The organism is Paractinoplanes hotanensis, assembly GCF_023717965.1.
GTDB lineage: Bacteria > Actinomycetota > Actinomycetes > Mycobacteriales > Micromonosporaceae > Actinoplanes > Actinoplanes polyasparticus.
Map to the genome: position 1 here is coordinate 112,003 of NZ_JAMQOL010000026.1, position 15,250 is coordinate 127,252.

At 71.2% G+C, this 15,250-nt stretch carries 18 protein-coding genes and 1 tRNA gene; 17 read left to right on the forward strand and 2 right to left on the reverse strand.

Annotated features, from left to right (window positions below):
- Positions 1 to 38 precede the first annotated feature (38 nt).
- The 17 genes from LXN57_RS20415 to LXN57_RS20495 all read left to right on the forward strand — a co-directional run bounded on the left by LXN57_RS20415 (position 39) and on the right by LXN57_RS20495 (position 12,676).
- A complete protein-coding gene (locus LXN57_RS20415; RefSeq protein ID WP_251799754.1) occupies positions 39 to 611 on the forward strand; it encodes an FtsB family cell division protein in 573 nt (190 codons plus the stop codon).
- Positions 608 to 1,108 carry a DUF501 domain-containing protein gene (locus LXN57_RS20420; protein ID WP_251799755.1) on the forward strand — a complete coding sequence of 167 codons (501 nt, stop codon included), beginning with the start codon at positions 608 to 610 and terminating at the stop codon, positions 1,106 to 1,108. The genes LXN57_RS20415 and LXN57_RS20420 overlap by 4 nt, the downstream gene beginning before the upstream one ends.
- Positions 1,109 to 1,603 carry an amino-acid N-acetyltransferase gene (locus LXN57_RS20425; protein ID WP_251799756.1) on the forward strand — a complete coding sequence of 165 codons (495 nt, stop codon included), beginning with the start codon at positions 1,109 to 1,111 and terminating at the stop codon, positions 1,601 to 1,603.
- The gene (locus LXN57_RS20430; RefSeq protein ID WP_251799757.1) at positions 1,600 to 2,505 is read left to right on the forward strand and encodes a Ppx/GppA phosphatase family protein; all 906 of its coding nucleotides are present in this window, start codon (positions 1,600 to 1,602) and stop codon (positions 2,503 to 2,505) included. Before LXN57_RS20425 ends, LXN57_RS20430 begins: the two co-directional genes overlap by 4 nt.
- 71 nt (positions 2,506 to 2,576) lie before the next feature.
- A complete protein-coding gene (locus tag LXN57_RS20435; protein WP_221376724.1) occupies positions 2,577 to 2,906 on the forward strand; it encodes a PadR family transcriptional regulator in 330 nt (109 codons plus the stop codon).
- Entirely contained in the window at positions 2,903 to 3,859 is a 957-nt protein-coding gene (locus LXN57_RS20440) for a DUF1700 domain-containing protein (protein WP_251799758.1), read from the forward strand. Before LXN57_RS20435 ends, LXN57_RS20440 begins: the two co-directional genes overlap by 4 nt.
- 72 nt (positions 3,860 to 3,931) lie before the next feature.
- A complete protein-coding gene (locus tag LXN57_RS20445; RefSeq protein WP_251799759.1) occupies positions 3,932 to 4,354 on the forward strand; it encodes an LppU/SCO3897 family protein in 423 nt (140 codons plus the stop codon).
- A gap of 30 nt (positions 4,355 to 4,384) precedes the next feature.
- Positions 4,385 to 5,122: a uracil-DNA glycosylase gene (locus tag LXN57_RS20450; protein WP_285904650.1), complete on the forward strand. Its 738-nt coding sequence runs from the start codon at positions 4,385 to 4,387 to the stop codon at positions 5,120 to 5,122.
- Positions 5,123 to 5,132: 10 nt separating this feature from the next.
- Positions 5,133 to 5,819, forward strand: coding sequence for a DUF4129 domain-containing protein (locus tag LXN57_RS20455; RefSeq protein WP_251799760.1), 687 nt, complete (start codon positions 5,133 to 5,135; stop codon positions 5,817 to 5,819).
- Positions 5,816 to 6,400 (forward strand): hypothetical protein, encoded by a 585-nt coding sequence (locus LXN57_RS20460; RefSeq protein ID WP_251799761.1) that lies wholly within the window; start codon positions 5,816 to 5,818, stop codon positions 6,398 to 6,400. Before LXN57_RS20455 ends, LXN57_RS20460 begins: the two co-directional genes overlap by 4 nt.
- 26 nt (positions 6,401 to 6,426) lie before the next feature.
- Entirely contained in the window at positions 6,427 to 7,437 is a 1,011-nt protein-coding gene (locus tag LXN57_RS20465; protein ID WP_251799762.1) for an AAA family ATPase, read from the forward strand.
- Between the two features lie 29 nt (positions 7,438 to 7,466).
- Positions 7,467 to 8,783 carry a DUF58 domain-containing protein gene (locus tag LXN57_RS20470; protein WP_251799777.1) on the forward strand — a complete coding sequence of 439 codons (1,317 nt, stop codon included), beginning with the start codon at positions 7,467 to 7,469 and terminating at the stop codon, positions 8,781 to 8,783.
- Between the two features lie 8 nt (positions 8,784 to 8,791).
- The gene (locus tag LXN57_RS20475; protein ID WP_251799763.1) at positions 8,792 to 9,346 is read left to right on the forward strand and encodes a hypothetical protein; all 555 of its coding nucleotides are present in this window, start codon (positions 8,792 to 8,794) and stop codon (positions 9,344 to 9,346) included.
- Positions 9,347 to 9,446: 100 nt separating this feature from the next.
- Complete coding sequence (locus tag LXN57_RS20480) at positions 9,447 to 10,805, forward strand: NAD(P)/FAD-dependent oxidoreductase (protein WP_251799764.1); 1,359 nt, start codon at positions 9,447 to 9,449, stop codon at positions 10,803 to 10,805.
- Between the two features lie 78 nt (positions 10,806 to 10,883).
- Positions 10,884 to 10,967 (forward strand) — tRNA-Leu (locus LXN57_RS20485).
- A gap of 236 nt (positions 10,968 to 11,203) precedes the next feature.
- Entirely contained in the window at positions 11,204 to 12,031 is an 828-nt protein-coding gene (locus tag LXN57_RS20490; RefSeq protein WP_251799765.1) for a Bax inhibitor-1/YccA family protein, read from the forward strand.
- 342 nt (positions 12,032 to 12,373) lie between these two features.
- Positions 12,374 to 12,676, forward strand: coding sequence for a hypothetical protein (locus tag LXN57_RS20495; protein ID WP_251799766.1), 303 nt, complete (start codon positions 12,374 to 12,376; stop codon positions 12,674 to 12,676).
- A gap of 268 nt (positions 12,677 to 12,944) precedes the next feature.
- Here the strand turns inward: LXN57_RS20495 and LXN57_RS20500 are convergent, their stop codons facing one another.
- Both LXN57_RS20500 and LXN57_RS20505 read right to left on the reverse strand, forming a co-directional pair.
- Entirely contained in the window at positions 12,945 to 14,189 is a 1,245-nt protein-coding gene (locus LXN57_RS20500; protein WP_251799767.1) for an acetyl-CoA C-acetyltransferase, read from the reverse strand.
- A gap of 125 nt (positions 14,190 to 14,314) precedes the next feature.
- Positions 14,315 to 15,106, reverse strand: a complete 792-nt coding sequence (locus LXN57_RS20505) for an SGNH/GDSL hydrolase family protein (protein ID WP_251799768.1) — start codon at positions 15,104 to 15,106, stop codon at positions 14,315 to 14,317.
- Positions 15,107 to 15,250 lie beyond the last annotated feature (144 nt).

Genomic DNA, 15,250 nt, shown 5'->3' on the forward strand with positions numbered 1-15,250 from the left:
TTCGAGCGGGCGCCACAGCACATGACGGAGGGGTCAGGGTGACACAGCGACGAGCACCGAGCGGTCAGGGCCCGGCCCGACGCCCCGGTTCGTCGCGTGTCCGCACCACCGGGGCCGTCCGCACCCGGGCCGTGCGCAATACGGGGTCGGTGCCCAAGAAGAGCAGCCGGAACAGGCGTACGGTCACCGGCAGCCGGGGCGCCACCAAGCGCACCGCCGCCCCGCGACCGAGAGCCATCACCGGCCGCACGATGGTGCTGATCGTCGTCTTCGTCGCGCTGGCGCTCGCCTACACCTACCCGCTGCGGGTCTATCTCGCGCAGGAGTCGCAACTCGCCCAGCTCGAGGCCGAGCAGGCCGAGGAGAGGCAGCTCATCGCGCAGAAGTCGCAGGAGCTGCAGAAGTGGAAAGACCCGGAATACCTGCGGGCCCAGGCGCGGGAGAGACTCTTCTACGTGCGTGAGGGCGAGGTCCCGCTCGTCGTGCGCAACGATCCGGCCGGCGCGGCAGCCGAGGCCGGTCAGAAACAGCCGGCGGCCGCACCCGACCGCTGGTACGACACGCTGTGGAGCAGCGTCCGAGCCGCCGACGCGGAGTCCCCCAACCAGTGAGCGAAGAGCCAACCGAGGCCGACCTCGACACCGTGGAGGCCCAACTGGGTCGCCGTCCGCGTGGCACCCGAGCGGTCGCGCACCGCTGCCCCTGCGGCAACCCCGACGTCGTGGAGACGTCGCCGCGTCTCGACGACGGCACCCCCTTCCCGACGCTGTTCTATCTGACCTGCCCGCATGCCACCGCCGCGTGCAGCCGGCTCGAGTCGGCCGGCGTCATGCGCGACATGCAGGAGCGCCTGTCGACCGATCCGGAGCTGGCCGCGCAATACGCGAAGGCCACCGAGGACTACCTGGCCCGGCGCAAGGCGATCGAGGACGTGCCCGAGATCGCCCACGTGGCGGCGGGCGGCATGCCCGATCGAGTGAAATGTCTGCATGTCCACCTCGGGCACGCGCTGGCTGTGGGCCGGGGCGTGAATCCTTTCGGGGACGAGGTCCGCGACGCGGTCGAACCGTGGTGGGCCGATGGCCCCTGCGTGGGAAGAGCCGAATAAGTGGAGATCCGCCGCGCGCGCACCACGGACATCCGGGCGATCCGGTCGCTGGTCGACGAGTACACGGCCGACCGCCGGCTGCTCAGCAAGGCGACGGTCACCCTGTACGAGTCGGTGCAGGAGTTCTGGGTGGCCACCGACGACCACGACCGGGTGCTCGGTTGTGGCGCCCTGCACGTGATGTGGGAAGACCTGGCCGAGATCCGCACGGTCGCGGTCGACCCGGCCAGCCGCGGTCAGAAGATCGGTCACCGGATCGTCGAGCGCCTGCTCGACGTGGCTCGCGAGCTGGGGGTGGCCCGGGTCTTCTGCCTGACGTTCGAGACCCGGTTCTTCGGCTCGTTCGGGTTCACCGAGATCGACGGCGCCCCCGTGCCGCACGCGGTCTACGAGCAACTGCTGCGCTCGTACGACGAGGGTGTGGCCGAATTCCTCGACCTGGAACGGGTCAAGCCCAACACCCTGGGGAACACTCGAATGCTGCTGCACCTATGAGGGTCGCCGGGATCGACTGCGGCACCAACTCGATCCGCCTGCTCATCGCCGACAGCAGTGACGGCGGTCTGACCGACGTGGCGCGTCGCATGGAGATCGTGCGCCTGGGGGAGGGCGTGGACCGTACGGGCCGCCTCTCCGAGGGCGCGATGGCGCGTACGAGAAAAGCTCTGCTCGGTTATGCCGCCGAGATCGCCGAACTGGGCGTGACCCGGGTGCGGATGTGTGCCACCTCGGCGTCGCGGGACGCCGAGAACGCCCAGGAGTTCCGCGACATGGTCCGCGGTGTGCTCGGCATCGACCCCGAGGTGATCAGCGGCGACGAGGAGGCGAGGCTCTCCTTCACGGGCGCGGTCGCCGGCCTCACCGCCGAGCGTCCCTACCTGGTGGTCGACATCGGCGGCGGCTCGACCGAGTTCGTCACCGGCGCGGCCGAGGTCGACCACGCCATCTCGATGGACATCGGCTGCGTGCGGATGACCGAGCGGCACCTCCACAGCGACCCGCCCAGCGCGGCCGAGATCCACAATGCGGAGCGCGACATCACGGCCGCGGTCGACATCGCCCTGACCGCTGTTCCCGGCCGCGACGCCAGAACGCTGGTCGGGCTGGCCGGCTCGGTCACCACTGTCGCCGCTCTGGCTCTTCACCTTCCCGCGTACGACTCCACGCGCGTCCACCACAGCGCGGTGAGCCGGGCCGACGTGTCCCGGGTGACCGCCGAGCTGCTGGCCATGACCGTCGAGCAGCGGCGGGCGTTGCCGGTGATGCATCCGGGCCGGGCCGACGTGATCGGGGCCGGCGCGCTGATCCTGCGCACCATCATGGAGCGCTCGGGCCACGACGAGGTCGTCGCCTCGGAGCACGACATCCTCGACGGCATCTGTCACAGCCTCGCCTGACGCTCGTCCACACCAGGGCGGCAGTACTGTGCTCTTGACGGTATTTCGCATTGCGAAGTACTGTCCCTCGCGTGGATACCACTCAGCTGCTCAAGGGTGTCCTGGACCTCGCCGTGCTCGCTGCCCTGCGTGACGGTGACGGCTACGGCTACGACATCCTCCGCCGCCTGCGAGCCGCCGGCCTCGACGAGGTCGGTGACGCCTCGGTCTACGGCACCCTGCGCCGCCTGTTCGCCGGCGGCTTCCTGAACACCTATGTGGTACCCAGCGACGAGGGCCCCCACCGCAAGTACTACGGCCTCAACGCCGCCGGCCACGCCGAGTTGCAGCGGTCGGGCAAAGTGTGGCAGGGCTTCGCATCCACCATGGACGATCTGCTTCGCGAGCGGGAGACGGCGTGAACTCCACGGCACAGGACGAGATAACCGAGTACGTCGAGCGGGTCCGCGCGGCGCTGGCCGACCTGCCCGAGGCCACCCGGGCCGAGCTGCTCGAAGATCTGCCCGAGCACCTGGCCGAGATCCGCGCCGAGGACACGGTCACCCTGACCGACCGGCTGGGCGCCCCCGAGGCGTACGCGGCCGAGTTGCGCGCCACCGCGGCCGCCTTCGTCGGTGGCTTCCCCGACCCGCCCAAGCGCCGGTTCGACCCCCTTCTCGCGGCCCGGGCCGACGTGATGCGGGTGCTCGGCAGCGCCGACGTCCGGGTCGGCCCCGTGCTCGGCTACCCCAAGGCGAGCGACTTCCTCCAGCTGCTGCGCCCCGCCTGGTGGGTGCTGCGCGGCTACCTGGCCGCGATGGCCCTGGCCTACTTCGTGGACGGCCAGTCCACCCAGGTCGGCCTGCTGCCCCGCATCGGCAACAGCACACTGGTCGCGCTGGTGCTGCTGGCGGGCTGCGTCGTCGTCTCGATCGCGATCGGCCGGCGCCGCTTCGAGCTCGCCGGTTGGAAGCGGCTCGCGCTCTACGGCGGCACGACGGTGCTGGTGTTCTTCGCGATCGGCGGCTTCTTCAGCGCCGACAGCGACGTGCGCGACACCGGGTACAACGACGTCGGCTATTCCAGCGGTGGTAACCCGTACGACTACATCCAGGACGTTTTCGTGTACGACAGCCAGGGCCGCCCGGTGCCGGGCGCGCGCCTGTTCGACCAGGACGGCCAGCCGATCACCATCGGCAACGCCTACTGCACCGATCCGGACACCGGCGAGGTCGACCACACCCGCAGCATGGGTTACCCGTACTGCCCGGAGGCGGCGCCCTTCGCCTCGGCCACCCCGGAGCCGAGCGCCACCGCGACTCCGGACGAGCCCACGCCCGCCCCGACTCCCACGAGCGCGTCCCCCTCGAAGTAGGCGCAGACAGGGTCGTTACTGTTCCCCCGGCGACCGGCCCCACCCCCCGGCCGGCACTCGAGAGGAACAACTGTGACCAACCCGGTTGACCACCCCGGCTTCCCGCTCGCCACCGACGTCCGGCCCGAGGCGCCGCCGAAGAAGGGCGGCGCCGGCAGGGTGATCGTGGCGGTCGTCGTCGCGATCATCGTGGCGCTCGGCGTCTATTCGCTGTCGTCGCTGCTGCTCGGCGGGGACGACGCGAGCGACGCCAAGGCGGGCGACTGCATCGCCTCCGACCAGAACGTGAAGGACCAGGGCACCACCGAGACCGGCGCCGAGGTCGTCGACTGCGCCTCGGCCGACGCCAAGTTCACCGTGGTGGCCCGGGTCGACGGCGAGGGATCGACCCAGAGCAAGGCCTGCGACAAGTTCTTCAAGGCGGAGGAAGTTTTCTACGTGTTCGCCAACAGCGCGGGCGACGGCTACGTGCTCTGCCTGCGGCCCCAGGCCTGACGACCCCGGCCGGGGTGTTTTGCTGTCGGGGTGGGAATCTCGCGTACGCCCGAAGAGGTCTCGGTCGCGGCGGCGAAAGCCGCCTCACTCAGCGTGCTGGACGCCGGGATCGCGGACTGTTTCGCCTGTCCGCGCCTGGTCGCCTGGCGTGAGGAGGTCGCGCTCACCAAGCGGGCCGCCTTCCGCGACCAGCACTACTGGGGCCGCCCGGTCCCCGGCTTCGGCCCGGGCGCCGCCGAGATCGCCATCCTCGGGCTGGCACCGGCCGCGCACGGTGGCAACCGCACCGGCCGCATCTTCACCGGCGACCGCTCGGGTGACGTGCTGTTCGCCGCGCTGCACCGGGCCGGGCTGGCCAACCAGCCCACCAGCGTGTCGGCCGACGACGGTCTCGCGCTGAGCAACCTGCGCATCTTCGCCGCCGTCCGCTGCGCCCCGCCCGACAACAAACCGCTGCCGGCCGAGCGCGACACCTGCGCTCCGTGGCTGCACCGCGAGCTGGAACTGATCCGCCCGACCGTGCGGGTGGTGGTCGCGCTGGGGGCTTTCGCCTGGCAGGCGTGGTGGCCGGCGATGACCCACGTGTACGGCGTCAGGGCGCCCGTGCCCCGGCCGAAGTTCGGTCACGGGCGGCTCGTCAGCCAACCGGGTGTGCCCGATCTGCTCGGGTGCTTCCACGTCAGCCAGCAGAACACCTTCACCGGTAAGCTCACCCCGGCCATGCTCGACGACGTCTTCGCCGAAGCGAAGCGGCTGGCTCGTATTTAGGACCGAACTGATGGCTCTCGCAGTGGTGCGGCGGTGGTGGCCCCTGGCCGCCGTCCTCGTGCTGCTCTGCGCCACCGCTCTGGCCGCGACCAGATCCGAACCCCAGCTCGACCAGATCGCCCGCGACGAGCCGGCGGGCCAGGCGCCGCTGCTGCCCACCGCGACGCCGTCGTTCCAGTCGCCGCCGCCCCCGCCCGAGCCGGCCCAGGGCCTGCCCGACTGGATCGACAAGGTGGCACTGGTCGTCGTCGGCCTGATCGTCCTGGTCGTCGTCGGCCTGTTGCTTTACTCAGTGGTACGCGACCGCCGCCGGCGCTCCGGCAAGAACAACCGCCGCCGGCGCCGCGACAACCAGCCCCGCACGGCCGAGGAACTGGTCGCCGCGCTCGACGCCGGTCTGGAAGAGCTCTCCGACACCGACCGCGACCCGCGCCGCGCCGTGATCGCCTGCTGGGTCCGGCTGGAACAGGCCGCCGCGGCGGCCGGCACGCCGCGCCACCCCGGCGACAGCCCGACCGACCTGGTCGGCCGCCTGCTGCGCGAGCAACAGGTCGACGCCCGGGTGCTGGCCGCCCTGCTCGAGGTCTACCGCCAGGCCCGCTACGCCACGCACACCGTCGACGACCAGATGCGCAGCCAGGCCCGCTCGGCCCTCGAACGGCTGCGGGCCGACCTCGGCGCGGGGGTCAGCGCGTGAGCGGCGGTGGCCTCGACGATCTCTTCGGCGGCCACCGGGAGGAGATCCCGGTCGCCGACGAGCCCGCCCCGCCGCCGCGCGAGCGCTCGTGGGTGGGCTGGGTGCTGCGCAACGTGCTGCTGATCGGCCTGGCCACCGCGGTCGTGGTGGCGGTGCTGCGGGCGGCCGACACCCAGATCTCGATCCTGTTCGTGGTGGCCGCGCTGGCCGGGCTGCGGCTGGTGCTGCTGGCCGTGGCCGAGGTCCGCCCGCCGCCCACGCCCCGGCGTTCCGTCCGGGGCGGCAGCTCCGACGGCACGGCCGGCACCGATTCGATGCGGGCCGCCGTGCGCCGGTGGGAACGCAGTCTCGAGCGGGCGCAGGCCGACGACGAATCGTATGCGCGTACCGTTCTGCCGGTGCTGGCCGAACTCGCCGACGAACGGCTGCGGCTGCAACACGGCATCACCCGCGATTCCGACCCGCGGCGGGCCCGCGAGCTGCTCGGTGACCCGCTCTGGGCCGCGCTGCACGACCGGGGCCGCCCCCGGCTGCGAGCGCGCGACCTGGAGTCCTACGTGGACGTCCTGGAACGACTATGACTGGAACGACTATGAAAGGTGCCATGGTGACGGAGTCAGGCGTGCAGGCCCTTCCCCCGTACGAGGTGGGCCGGCTGGCCGGCGCGGTGCTCGATTCGGTGGGCAGCGTCGTGGTCGGCAAGCGCGACTCGCTCGAACTGGTGCTGGCCGGCATCCTCGCCGGCGGCCACGTGCTGCTGGAAGACCTGCCCGGCCTGGGCAAGACGCTGACCGCCCGCTCGTTCGCGCAGGCGCTCGGTCTCGACTTCCGCCGCCTGCAGTTCACGCCCGACCTGCTGCCGGCCGACGTGACCGGCTCGTTCCTGTACGACCAGCGCAAGGGCGACTTCGCCTTCCGGGCCGGCCCGGTCTTCACCAACATGCTGCTGGCCGACGAGATCAACCGGACGCCGCCCAAGACCCAGTCCGCCCTGCTCGAGGCCATGCAGGAGAAGCAGGTCTCGGTCGAGGGCGTCACCTACCGCCTCGACCCGCCGTTCCACGTTCTCGCCACGGCCAACCCCATCGAGTACGAGGGCACCTACCCCCTGCCCGAGGCCCAGCTCGACCGGTTCATGCTGCGGGTGTCCTTCGGCTACCCGACCGCCGAGGAGGAGTGGGAGGTCCTGCAGCGCCGCATGAATCGTCGCCAGGAGGAAAGCTTCCTGACGCCGGTGGTCGACGCGCGCACGCTGCAGTCGATGCAGGCCGCGCTCGAGGAGGTCACCGTGGAGGACTCGATCGGCCGCTACATCGTGTCGCTCACCTCGGCCACCCGCGAGCACCCCTCGGTGCTGGTCGGCTCGTCGCCGCGCGGCTCCCTCGCCCTGCTGCTGCTGTCCCGGGCGCGGGCCGCGATGGCCGGGCGCGACTTCGTGGTCCCCGAGGACGTGAAGGACGTGGCCGGAAACGCGCTGGCCCACCGCATCACGCTGCGCCCCGAGATGTGGCTGCGCCGCGTCGACCCGTCCTTCGTGGTCGACGAGGTCCTCCAGGCCACTCCGGCGCCCGCCAGCGGCGCCCTGCCCACGTACGCGTCCGGCCACACCACGGCGTGACCGTGCCCGAGCCGCTGCTGCGCCGAGCCGTGCCGCCGGCCTCGTCGGCCGAGACCGGCAACGGCCCGGCCTGGGCGCCGACCCGGGCGCTGGGCCGCGCCGTGCTGCTCACCGGCCTGCTGCTGGTGCTCGGCGTCGCGCTGGGCCGGGTCGACCTGGTGCTGCTGGCCGCGCCGTTCGCGATCGGCGCGGCCATCCACCTGCGCCGGATGCCCCGGGCCACCCCCGAGCTCACCATCGACGCCGACGAGGAGCTGCTCGTCGAGGGCGGCCAGGTCAGCGCGTCGGTGACGGTCACCAACCCCGACCGCATCCCGTACGACCTGGTGGTCGTACGCACCCGCACCTCGCGCTGGCTGAAGCTGGAGCACGCCGACCGGCCCTTCGCCCTGGCGGTGGCGGCCGACGGGTGGGCCGCAGTCGACCTGGCCGGCGACGCGCTGCGCTGGGGCCGGCAGGACGTCGGCCCGGCCGCGGCCCGCGTCGCCGCCTGCGGCGGCCTGCTCGCCTGCCGTCCGGTGCTCACCCCGGCCCACGGCGTGCGGGTCTATCCGGTCACCGACCCGTTCAACGCGATCGAGGCCATGCCGGCCGCCGCGGGTCTGGTCGGCGCGCACCGATCCCGGCGTATGGGAGAGGGTGGCGAGCTCGCGGGCGTGCGCCCCTTCGCCCCCGGCGACCGGCTGCGCCGCATCGACTGGCGGGTCTCCCTGCGTACGCGTGACCTGCACGTCGCCTCGACGCTGTCCGACCGCGACGCCGAGGTGGTGCTGCTGCTCGACGTGCTGGGCGAGGTGGGCCTCTCGGGCGGGATCGGCGGCAGCGCCTCGGTCCTCGACACCACCGTCCGGGCCGCGGCCGCGATCGCCGAGCATTATCTGCAGCGCGGCGACCGGGTCTCGCTGCTCGAGTTCGGCGCCTCGGCCCGCCGCCTGCGCCCCGCCACCGGCCGCCGCCAATACCTGACGGTCCTCGAGTGGCTGCTCGACGTGCGGGCCGACCCGATCGAGCACGAGCACGACTTCGGTGCCCATCACGTGTCGTCCGACGCGCTGGTCATGGTGCTCACCCCGCTGATCGACCCGCGCTCCGCCGACATGCTGGCCTCGCTGGCCCAGTTCGGCCGCTACGTGGTCGCCGTCGACACGCTGCCGGTGGGTGCGGCGCCCGAGGTGCGCGGCCCGTGGACGCCGGTGGCCACCCGGCTGTGGCACCTCGAGCGGGGCAACGTGCTGGGCCGCCTGCGCGAGCACGGCGTCCCGGTCGTCGACTGGGCCGGCGCCGGCAGCCTCGACCTGGTGCTGCGCGACGTGTCCCGGCTCGCCTCGGCCCCCCGGGGGCGTTGATGCTCGCGATGATCACCCGTCGGGCCGGGAGCGCACGGCGTGCCTTGTCCCGGGCCACCGTGCTGCCGTTCCTGGTGCGCTGCGCCATCGGCGTGTGCGGGGTGGTGGCGATGTCGGTGGCCTGGCCGTTCGAGCTGTTCGGCACGCAGTACTCGGTGCCGCTGGTGGCGGTCGCCCTCTATCCGGCCTTCGCTCCGCGGGGGCGCGGCGCGACCTTCGCCGCACTGACCGTGATCACCGGATGGGTGCTCGACACTGCCTTCCGTGACTCGCCGGTCGTGTTGTGGCGGGTGCTGGCCATCGCCGCGGCGCTCTATCTGGGGCATTCGCTCACGGCTCTCGCGGCGGTTCTGCCGTACGACTCGGTGGTCAACATCGACGTGCCGGGGCTCTGGGTGGCCCGGGCGCTGGCCGTGATCCTGATCTCGGCCGTGCTCACCGTGCTCGTTCTGGCACTCAGCGCTGAACTGGCGGGCGGCCCGTTCCTGATCGCCACAGTCGCCGGGCTGGCCGGCGCCGCAGCCGCCACGCTCCTGATAGCACGCCTCATTCATAGGCCGTGAAATATCCCGGTAATTTGTGTGTCATGGCACTTGACAAATGGCTTTGTTGTACATCACACCAGGAGGCGCGGAGGCCCCGTCACGCGCGAGAATGGCTCATGTGAATCCGCAGCGCATCGTCGTCGTCGGTGCAGGGCACGTCGGTCTATACGCCGCCCTGCGCCTGTCGAAGAAGCTCAACCGGCGCCGGGCCGAGGTCGTAGTCATCGACCCGCAGCCGCACATGACGTACCAGCCGTTCCTCCCCGAGGCGGCGGCCGGCAACATCTCCCCGCGGCACAGCGTCGTGCCGCTCCGCCGCGAGCTCAAGAAGTGTCGCGTGGTGGCCGGTGAGGTCACCAAGGTGGAGCACGCACGCAAGACGGTGACCATCCAGCCCATCGAGGGCCCGGCCACCGAGTTGAGTTACGACCACATCATCGTGGCGCCGGGCTCCGTCTCGCGTACGCTGCCGATCCCCGGCCTGAGCGAGCGCGGCATCGGCCTCAAGACCATCGGTGAGGCCATCTACCTGCGCAACCACATCCTCGACCAGCTCGACGTCGCGGCTGTCACGCCCGACCCCGAGGTCCGCAAGGCCGCCTTGACCTTCGTCTTCGTCGGCGGCGGCTTCGCCGGCATCGAGGCGCTGGCCGAGATGGAGGACGTCGTCCGCGACGCCATGCAGTACTACCCGGAACTCGACAAGGGCGAGCTGAAGTTCATCCTGGTCGAGGCGACCAACCGGATCCTGCCCGAGGTCGGCCCGAAGATGGGCGCGTACGCGGCCCGCCAGCTCGACAAGCGCGGCATCTCGCTGCGCCTGGACACCCGGCTCGAATCTTGCGTCGACGGCGAGATCGTGCTCTCCGACGGCGACGAGTTCCGGGCCGAGACCCTGGTCTGGACGGCCGGCGTGAAGCCGTCGCCGATGCTCGACCACACCGACCTGCCCCGCGGCCCCAAGGGGCACGTCAACTGCCTGCCCACCCTGCAGGTGGCCGACAGCGACGGCAACGTGCTCCAGGGCGCGTGGAGCGCCGGCGACAGCGCCCAGGTGCCCGACCTCACCAACCCCGGCGGCTGGTGCTCGCCGAGCGCACAGCACGCCGTGCGGCAGGCCAAGGTGCTCGCCGACAACATCCGGCAGGTCGTCCTCGGCGGCGAGCCCAAGGAGTACAAGCACAAGTACATCGGCAGCGTCGCCGGCCTCGGCCTCGGCAAGGGTGTCGCGCACGTCTACGGCATCAAGGTCAAGGGCTGGCCCGCGTGGTTCATGCACCGCTCCTACCACGTGAGCCACATCCCGTCCTTCCACCGCAAGGCCCGGGTGGTCGCCGACTGGACGCTCGCCATGCTGTTCAAGCGCGAGACGGTGGCCCTCAACCAGCTGCACGCCCCGCGTGAGGAGTTCACCGAGGTGACCCCGCCGGTTCCGGCCCAGCCCGGCCGCGACAAGGTGGGTGCCGGGTCCCGCTGAGGCGGTGCCCCGTCCTGCCCTCCGGACTTATAAGGTGTCCTGGGAGCGCTGCCGCACGGTGGTAGCGCTCCCAGGCCCGCCCGGGTGGTGGAACGGCAGACACGGCCGCCTTAAAAGCGGCTGCCTCAAGCAGGCGTGCGGGTTCGAGACCCGCCCCGGGCACCTTGAGCCTCCCCACGGAGATCATCGGCTGTTGGTTGAGGTCCGTATGAGCCCCACTGGGGGCACATGCGGACCGTAGGTCGTGTGGCAAGAGGGCCTGAAGTGGTCACCGGTTCAGTTCGATGGGCTTACATTCAGCCTGTTCACAGCTATCCGAGGCTTTCCTGATCAGCCGCACGCCGTACGCTGGTAGAGCACGCCAAACGTGCCTCAACCTCAAAGGGAGGCTGGACACAGTGAAGACTTCCAACCCGGTGCTCTCGCGCCTAGGCCAGGCGGCCGAGCGGGAGCGTACGGCCGGGTACGGGGCGCAAGGCCCCGCCGGTGCCGCCCCGGGTTACGGTCAGCCGTATCCCGGCGCGTCGGATTACCCGGCCGCTCCGCCCGCCGTCCGGCCCATGACGGTCGACGACGTCGTGGTCAAGACGGTCACCCTGCTCGGCATCACCGGCGTCTCCGCAGTCGTCGCGTGGAACGTGATCCCCGCCGAGTACACCGGCACCGCGTGGATCGGGGCCGCCGTTATCGGCCTGGTCCTCGGTCTCGTCATCTCGTTCATGCGGATCGCCAACCCCGCGCTGATCGTGACCTACGCGGTCGTCGAGGGCGTCTTCGTGGGCATGGCCTCCAAGGTCTTCTCGGTGATCGCCGGCTACCAGGGCGTCGTACTGCAGGCGGTGGTCGCCACCTTCGGCGTCTTCTTCCTGACGGCCTTCCTCTACAAGGCCAAGGTCATCCGGGCCACGCCGAAGTTCCAGCGCGGCATGATCATCGTGATGGGCGGCCTCTTTGCGGTCATCCTGATCAACCTGGTGCTGTCGCTGTTCGGCTTCAACACCGGCCTGCGCGACAACGGCCCGCTCGGCTACATCTTCAGCATCATCTGCATCGTGGTGGCCGCGCTCAGCTTCATCCTCAGCTTCAACGAGGTCGAAGAGGGCGTCCGCATGGGTCTGCCCCAGCGCTACTCCTGGGTGGCCGCGTTCGGCATCCTGGTCAGCCTGATCTGGCTCTACATCGAGATCCTGCGCCTGTTGAGCTTCCTGCAGGGCGGCGACGACTAGCCGTACTCCGCCTGACAAAGCGCCCGGCCCGTCCTCCGACGGGCCGGGCGCTTTCTTTCGTCACGCCGAGTCCTCGCGTCGCCCCTTCGTGCCGAATCCTTGCTTGGGCCAGCCGTTGCCCGTGGGGTCGTCGCGCGGGGCTGCCTTGCTTGGGCCCGGCCGTTGCCCGTGGAGTCGTTGCGCGGGCCTGGCTGTTGCGTGCCGATTCCTTGCGCCTACGTGTCGTCGCGCGCTAAGCCGTCGTGCTGGTGAACAGACCCCATTCCGGGTGGCATCTCGCGCGCCGAGCTTCAGGCAAGGCGCCCTTCCTTCGCGCCGGCCGCGCTTCTCTACGCTGGGGCCGTGACCGATTTCGCGACGTCGATCGACCGGCTGCTCAACCAGGTCCGTTTCTGGGAGCAACCGCGCTGGCGGGCCGACGATCGGGGTGACCGCGCCTACGCCCTGGTGCAAGTGCTGGCCGACCTCGGAGCTGACGCCGAGGGCCGGCCGCGCAGGTCCGTGCCCCGCGAGCACGACATGATCCTGCCCGACCAACTGCGGGTGATGGCCGACGACCTGCTCGCTGCCGATCCCTCCGCCACAGTGCTCAACGAGGCGACCGCGGCCGTCGACGACCTACGCCGCACCCTCGACCGTAAGTGACCGCCGCCCCCTAGCACCCACGAGACGAGCCGTCTCGTCCCCCGGCGGCAGGGGCCGTCTCGCGGCGGTACGGACCGTCTCGTCTTGCGAGACGAGCCGTCTCGTCTCGTGGTGGCGGCAGGGGCCGTTTCGCGGAGGCACGGACCGTCTCGTCTCGTCGGCACGGCGCCGTTTGGTCTTGGGGGAAACGGACCGTCTCGTCTCGCGGAAATGACTCCGCCGAGCCCGGCCGCTCGTGGCAGACCGGACCCGGCGGAAGCTTGCGGGGCTAGCTCAGGCGCTCGATGATCAGCGCCATGCCCTGACCGCCGCCGACGCACATCGTCTCGAGGCCGATGCTCTTGTCGTGCCAGTCGAGCGAGTTGAGCAGCGTGCCGGTCATGCGGGCGCCGGTCGAGCCGAACGGGTGGCCGATGGCGATCGCGCCGCCGTTCACGTTCAGCTTCTCGATCGGGATGCCCAGCTCCTGGTACGAGGGGATGACCTGGGCCGCGAAGGCCTCGTTGATCTCGACCAGGTCGATGTCGCCGATGCTCATGCCGGCCCGCTTGAGCGCCTGCTTCGAGGCCTCGACCGGGCCCAGGCCCATGATCTCGGGGCTGAGCGCGGTGACGCCGGTCGACACGATCCGGGCCAGCGGGGTGATGCCCAGCTCGCGCGCCTTCGTGTCGCTCATGATGACCACGGCCGCGGCGCCGTCGTTGAGCGGGCAGCAGTTGCCGGCGGTGACCCGGCCGTCCGGGCGGAACACGGGCTTGAGCTGCGACACCGCCTCCAGCGTGACGCCGGGGCGGGGGCCGTCGTCCTGCGACACGACCGTGCCGTCGGGCAGCGTCACCGGGGTGATCTCGCGCGCCCAGAAGCCGTTGGCGATGGCCTTCTCGGCGAGGTTCTGACTGCGTACGCCGAACTCGTCCATCTCCTGCCGGCTGATGCCCTTGATCTCGGCCAGGTTCTCGGCGGTCTGGCCCATCGCGATGTAGACGTCGGGCAGCGTGTCGTCGTCGCGGGGGTCGTGCCAGGTCTGGCCGCCCTCGGCGAACTTCGCGGTGCGGGCCCGGGCTTCGTCGTACTTCGGGTTCTCCCAGCCGCCGCCGACCAGCGCCTGCACCTCCGAGGGCAGTCCGTCGGAGCTGCCCCGGGCGTACCGGGAGACGGTCTCGACGCCGGCCGAGAGGAAGATGTCGCCCTCACCGGCCTTGATCGCGTGGAAGGCCATCCGGGTGGTCTGCAGCGAGGACGAGCAGTAGCGGGTGACGGTCGCACCCGGCAGGCCGTCCAGTCCGAGCTGGGTGGCGACGACGCGGGCCATGTTGAAGCCCTGCTCACCGCCGGGCAGCCCGCACCCGAGGTAGAGATCCTCGATCAGCGTGCGGTCGAGCTGCGGCACCTTGCTGAGCGCGGCGTCGATGATGGTGGTGGCAAGGTCGTCGGGACGCAGGTCCCGCAGGGATCCCTTGGCTGCACGGCCGATGGGGGATCGGGCGGTGGCGACGATGACAGCTTCCGGCATCTGCCTAATTTAACTGGCCGGTAACTTAGCCGGAAGTACAACTTCGTCACACACGCGTCATGTTCGACTACCAACCCGCCACGGCCCCTTAAGCCCCGGCAGCGGAAGCAGGCAGCTTTGTTGTCTCAGCCGGCCGGAGTCATCGCGGCTTTGACCACCGCCGGGTACAGGGCGTGCGCCCACACCCGGTAGCCGTCAGCCGACGGGTGGAAGCCGTCGTAGCAGAGCGTGCCCGCGTCGGCCCGGAACACGGCGCCCGTCTCGTCGCCGAGCTGGACAACCGAGCCGCCGGCAGCCGTGACCGCCTTGACCTGCGCCTTCGCCATGCGGCGGCCGAGCACCGCGGCGATCTGGCGCAGCGGTGGGGCGATCGCCCGCAGGGCGCCCAGGTCGGGGCAGGTGCCGACGACCACGCGTACGCCCGCCTCGCGCAACCGGCGCACGGCCGTGCCCAGCTGGGCCGCCGATTCCTCCGGGCTGCGCAGGCTGGTGGCGTCGTGCGCGCCGATCAGCACGACCGCGACGTCGGGGCGCTCGCCGAGCAGCGCCCGCGCCACCTGGGTGGCCAGGTCGGACGAGCGGGAACCGGCCACGCCCACGCTGGAGAGCAGCACGTGCCGCTCACCAACCTCGGCGCTGCCCTCGGCCAGCAGCCGGGCCAGGTGGCCGCCGACCGTCTCGCTCAGCCACTCGACCCCCACTCCGATCGCGGCCGAGTCGCCCAGCAGCACCAGGCGCAGGGGAGGGGCCGAGACCCGGCCCATCGACGTGCGGAGGGCCAGGCCCATGGTCGGCTTCGCGTAGCGCCGGGCCTTGGCCGCGAGGATCTCGCCGACCAGCAGGGCCGCGCCGCCCACCGTGCCGGCGAGCAGACCGGTGGCCGCCGCTTTGCCGATCCGTGCGTTCAGACCCGCCATCCCACTCGCCTCCCTGCGTTACGAAGCCGCGCTACGAAGCACTGCCCTGCCTTACGGAGCCGTGCTGCGAAGCACTGCCCTGCCTTACGGAGCCGTGCTGCGAAGCACTGCCCTGCCTTACGGAGCCGTGCTGCGAAGCACTGC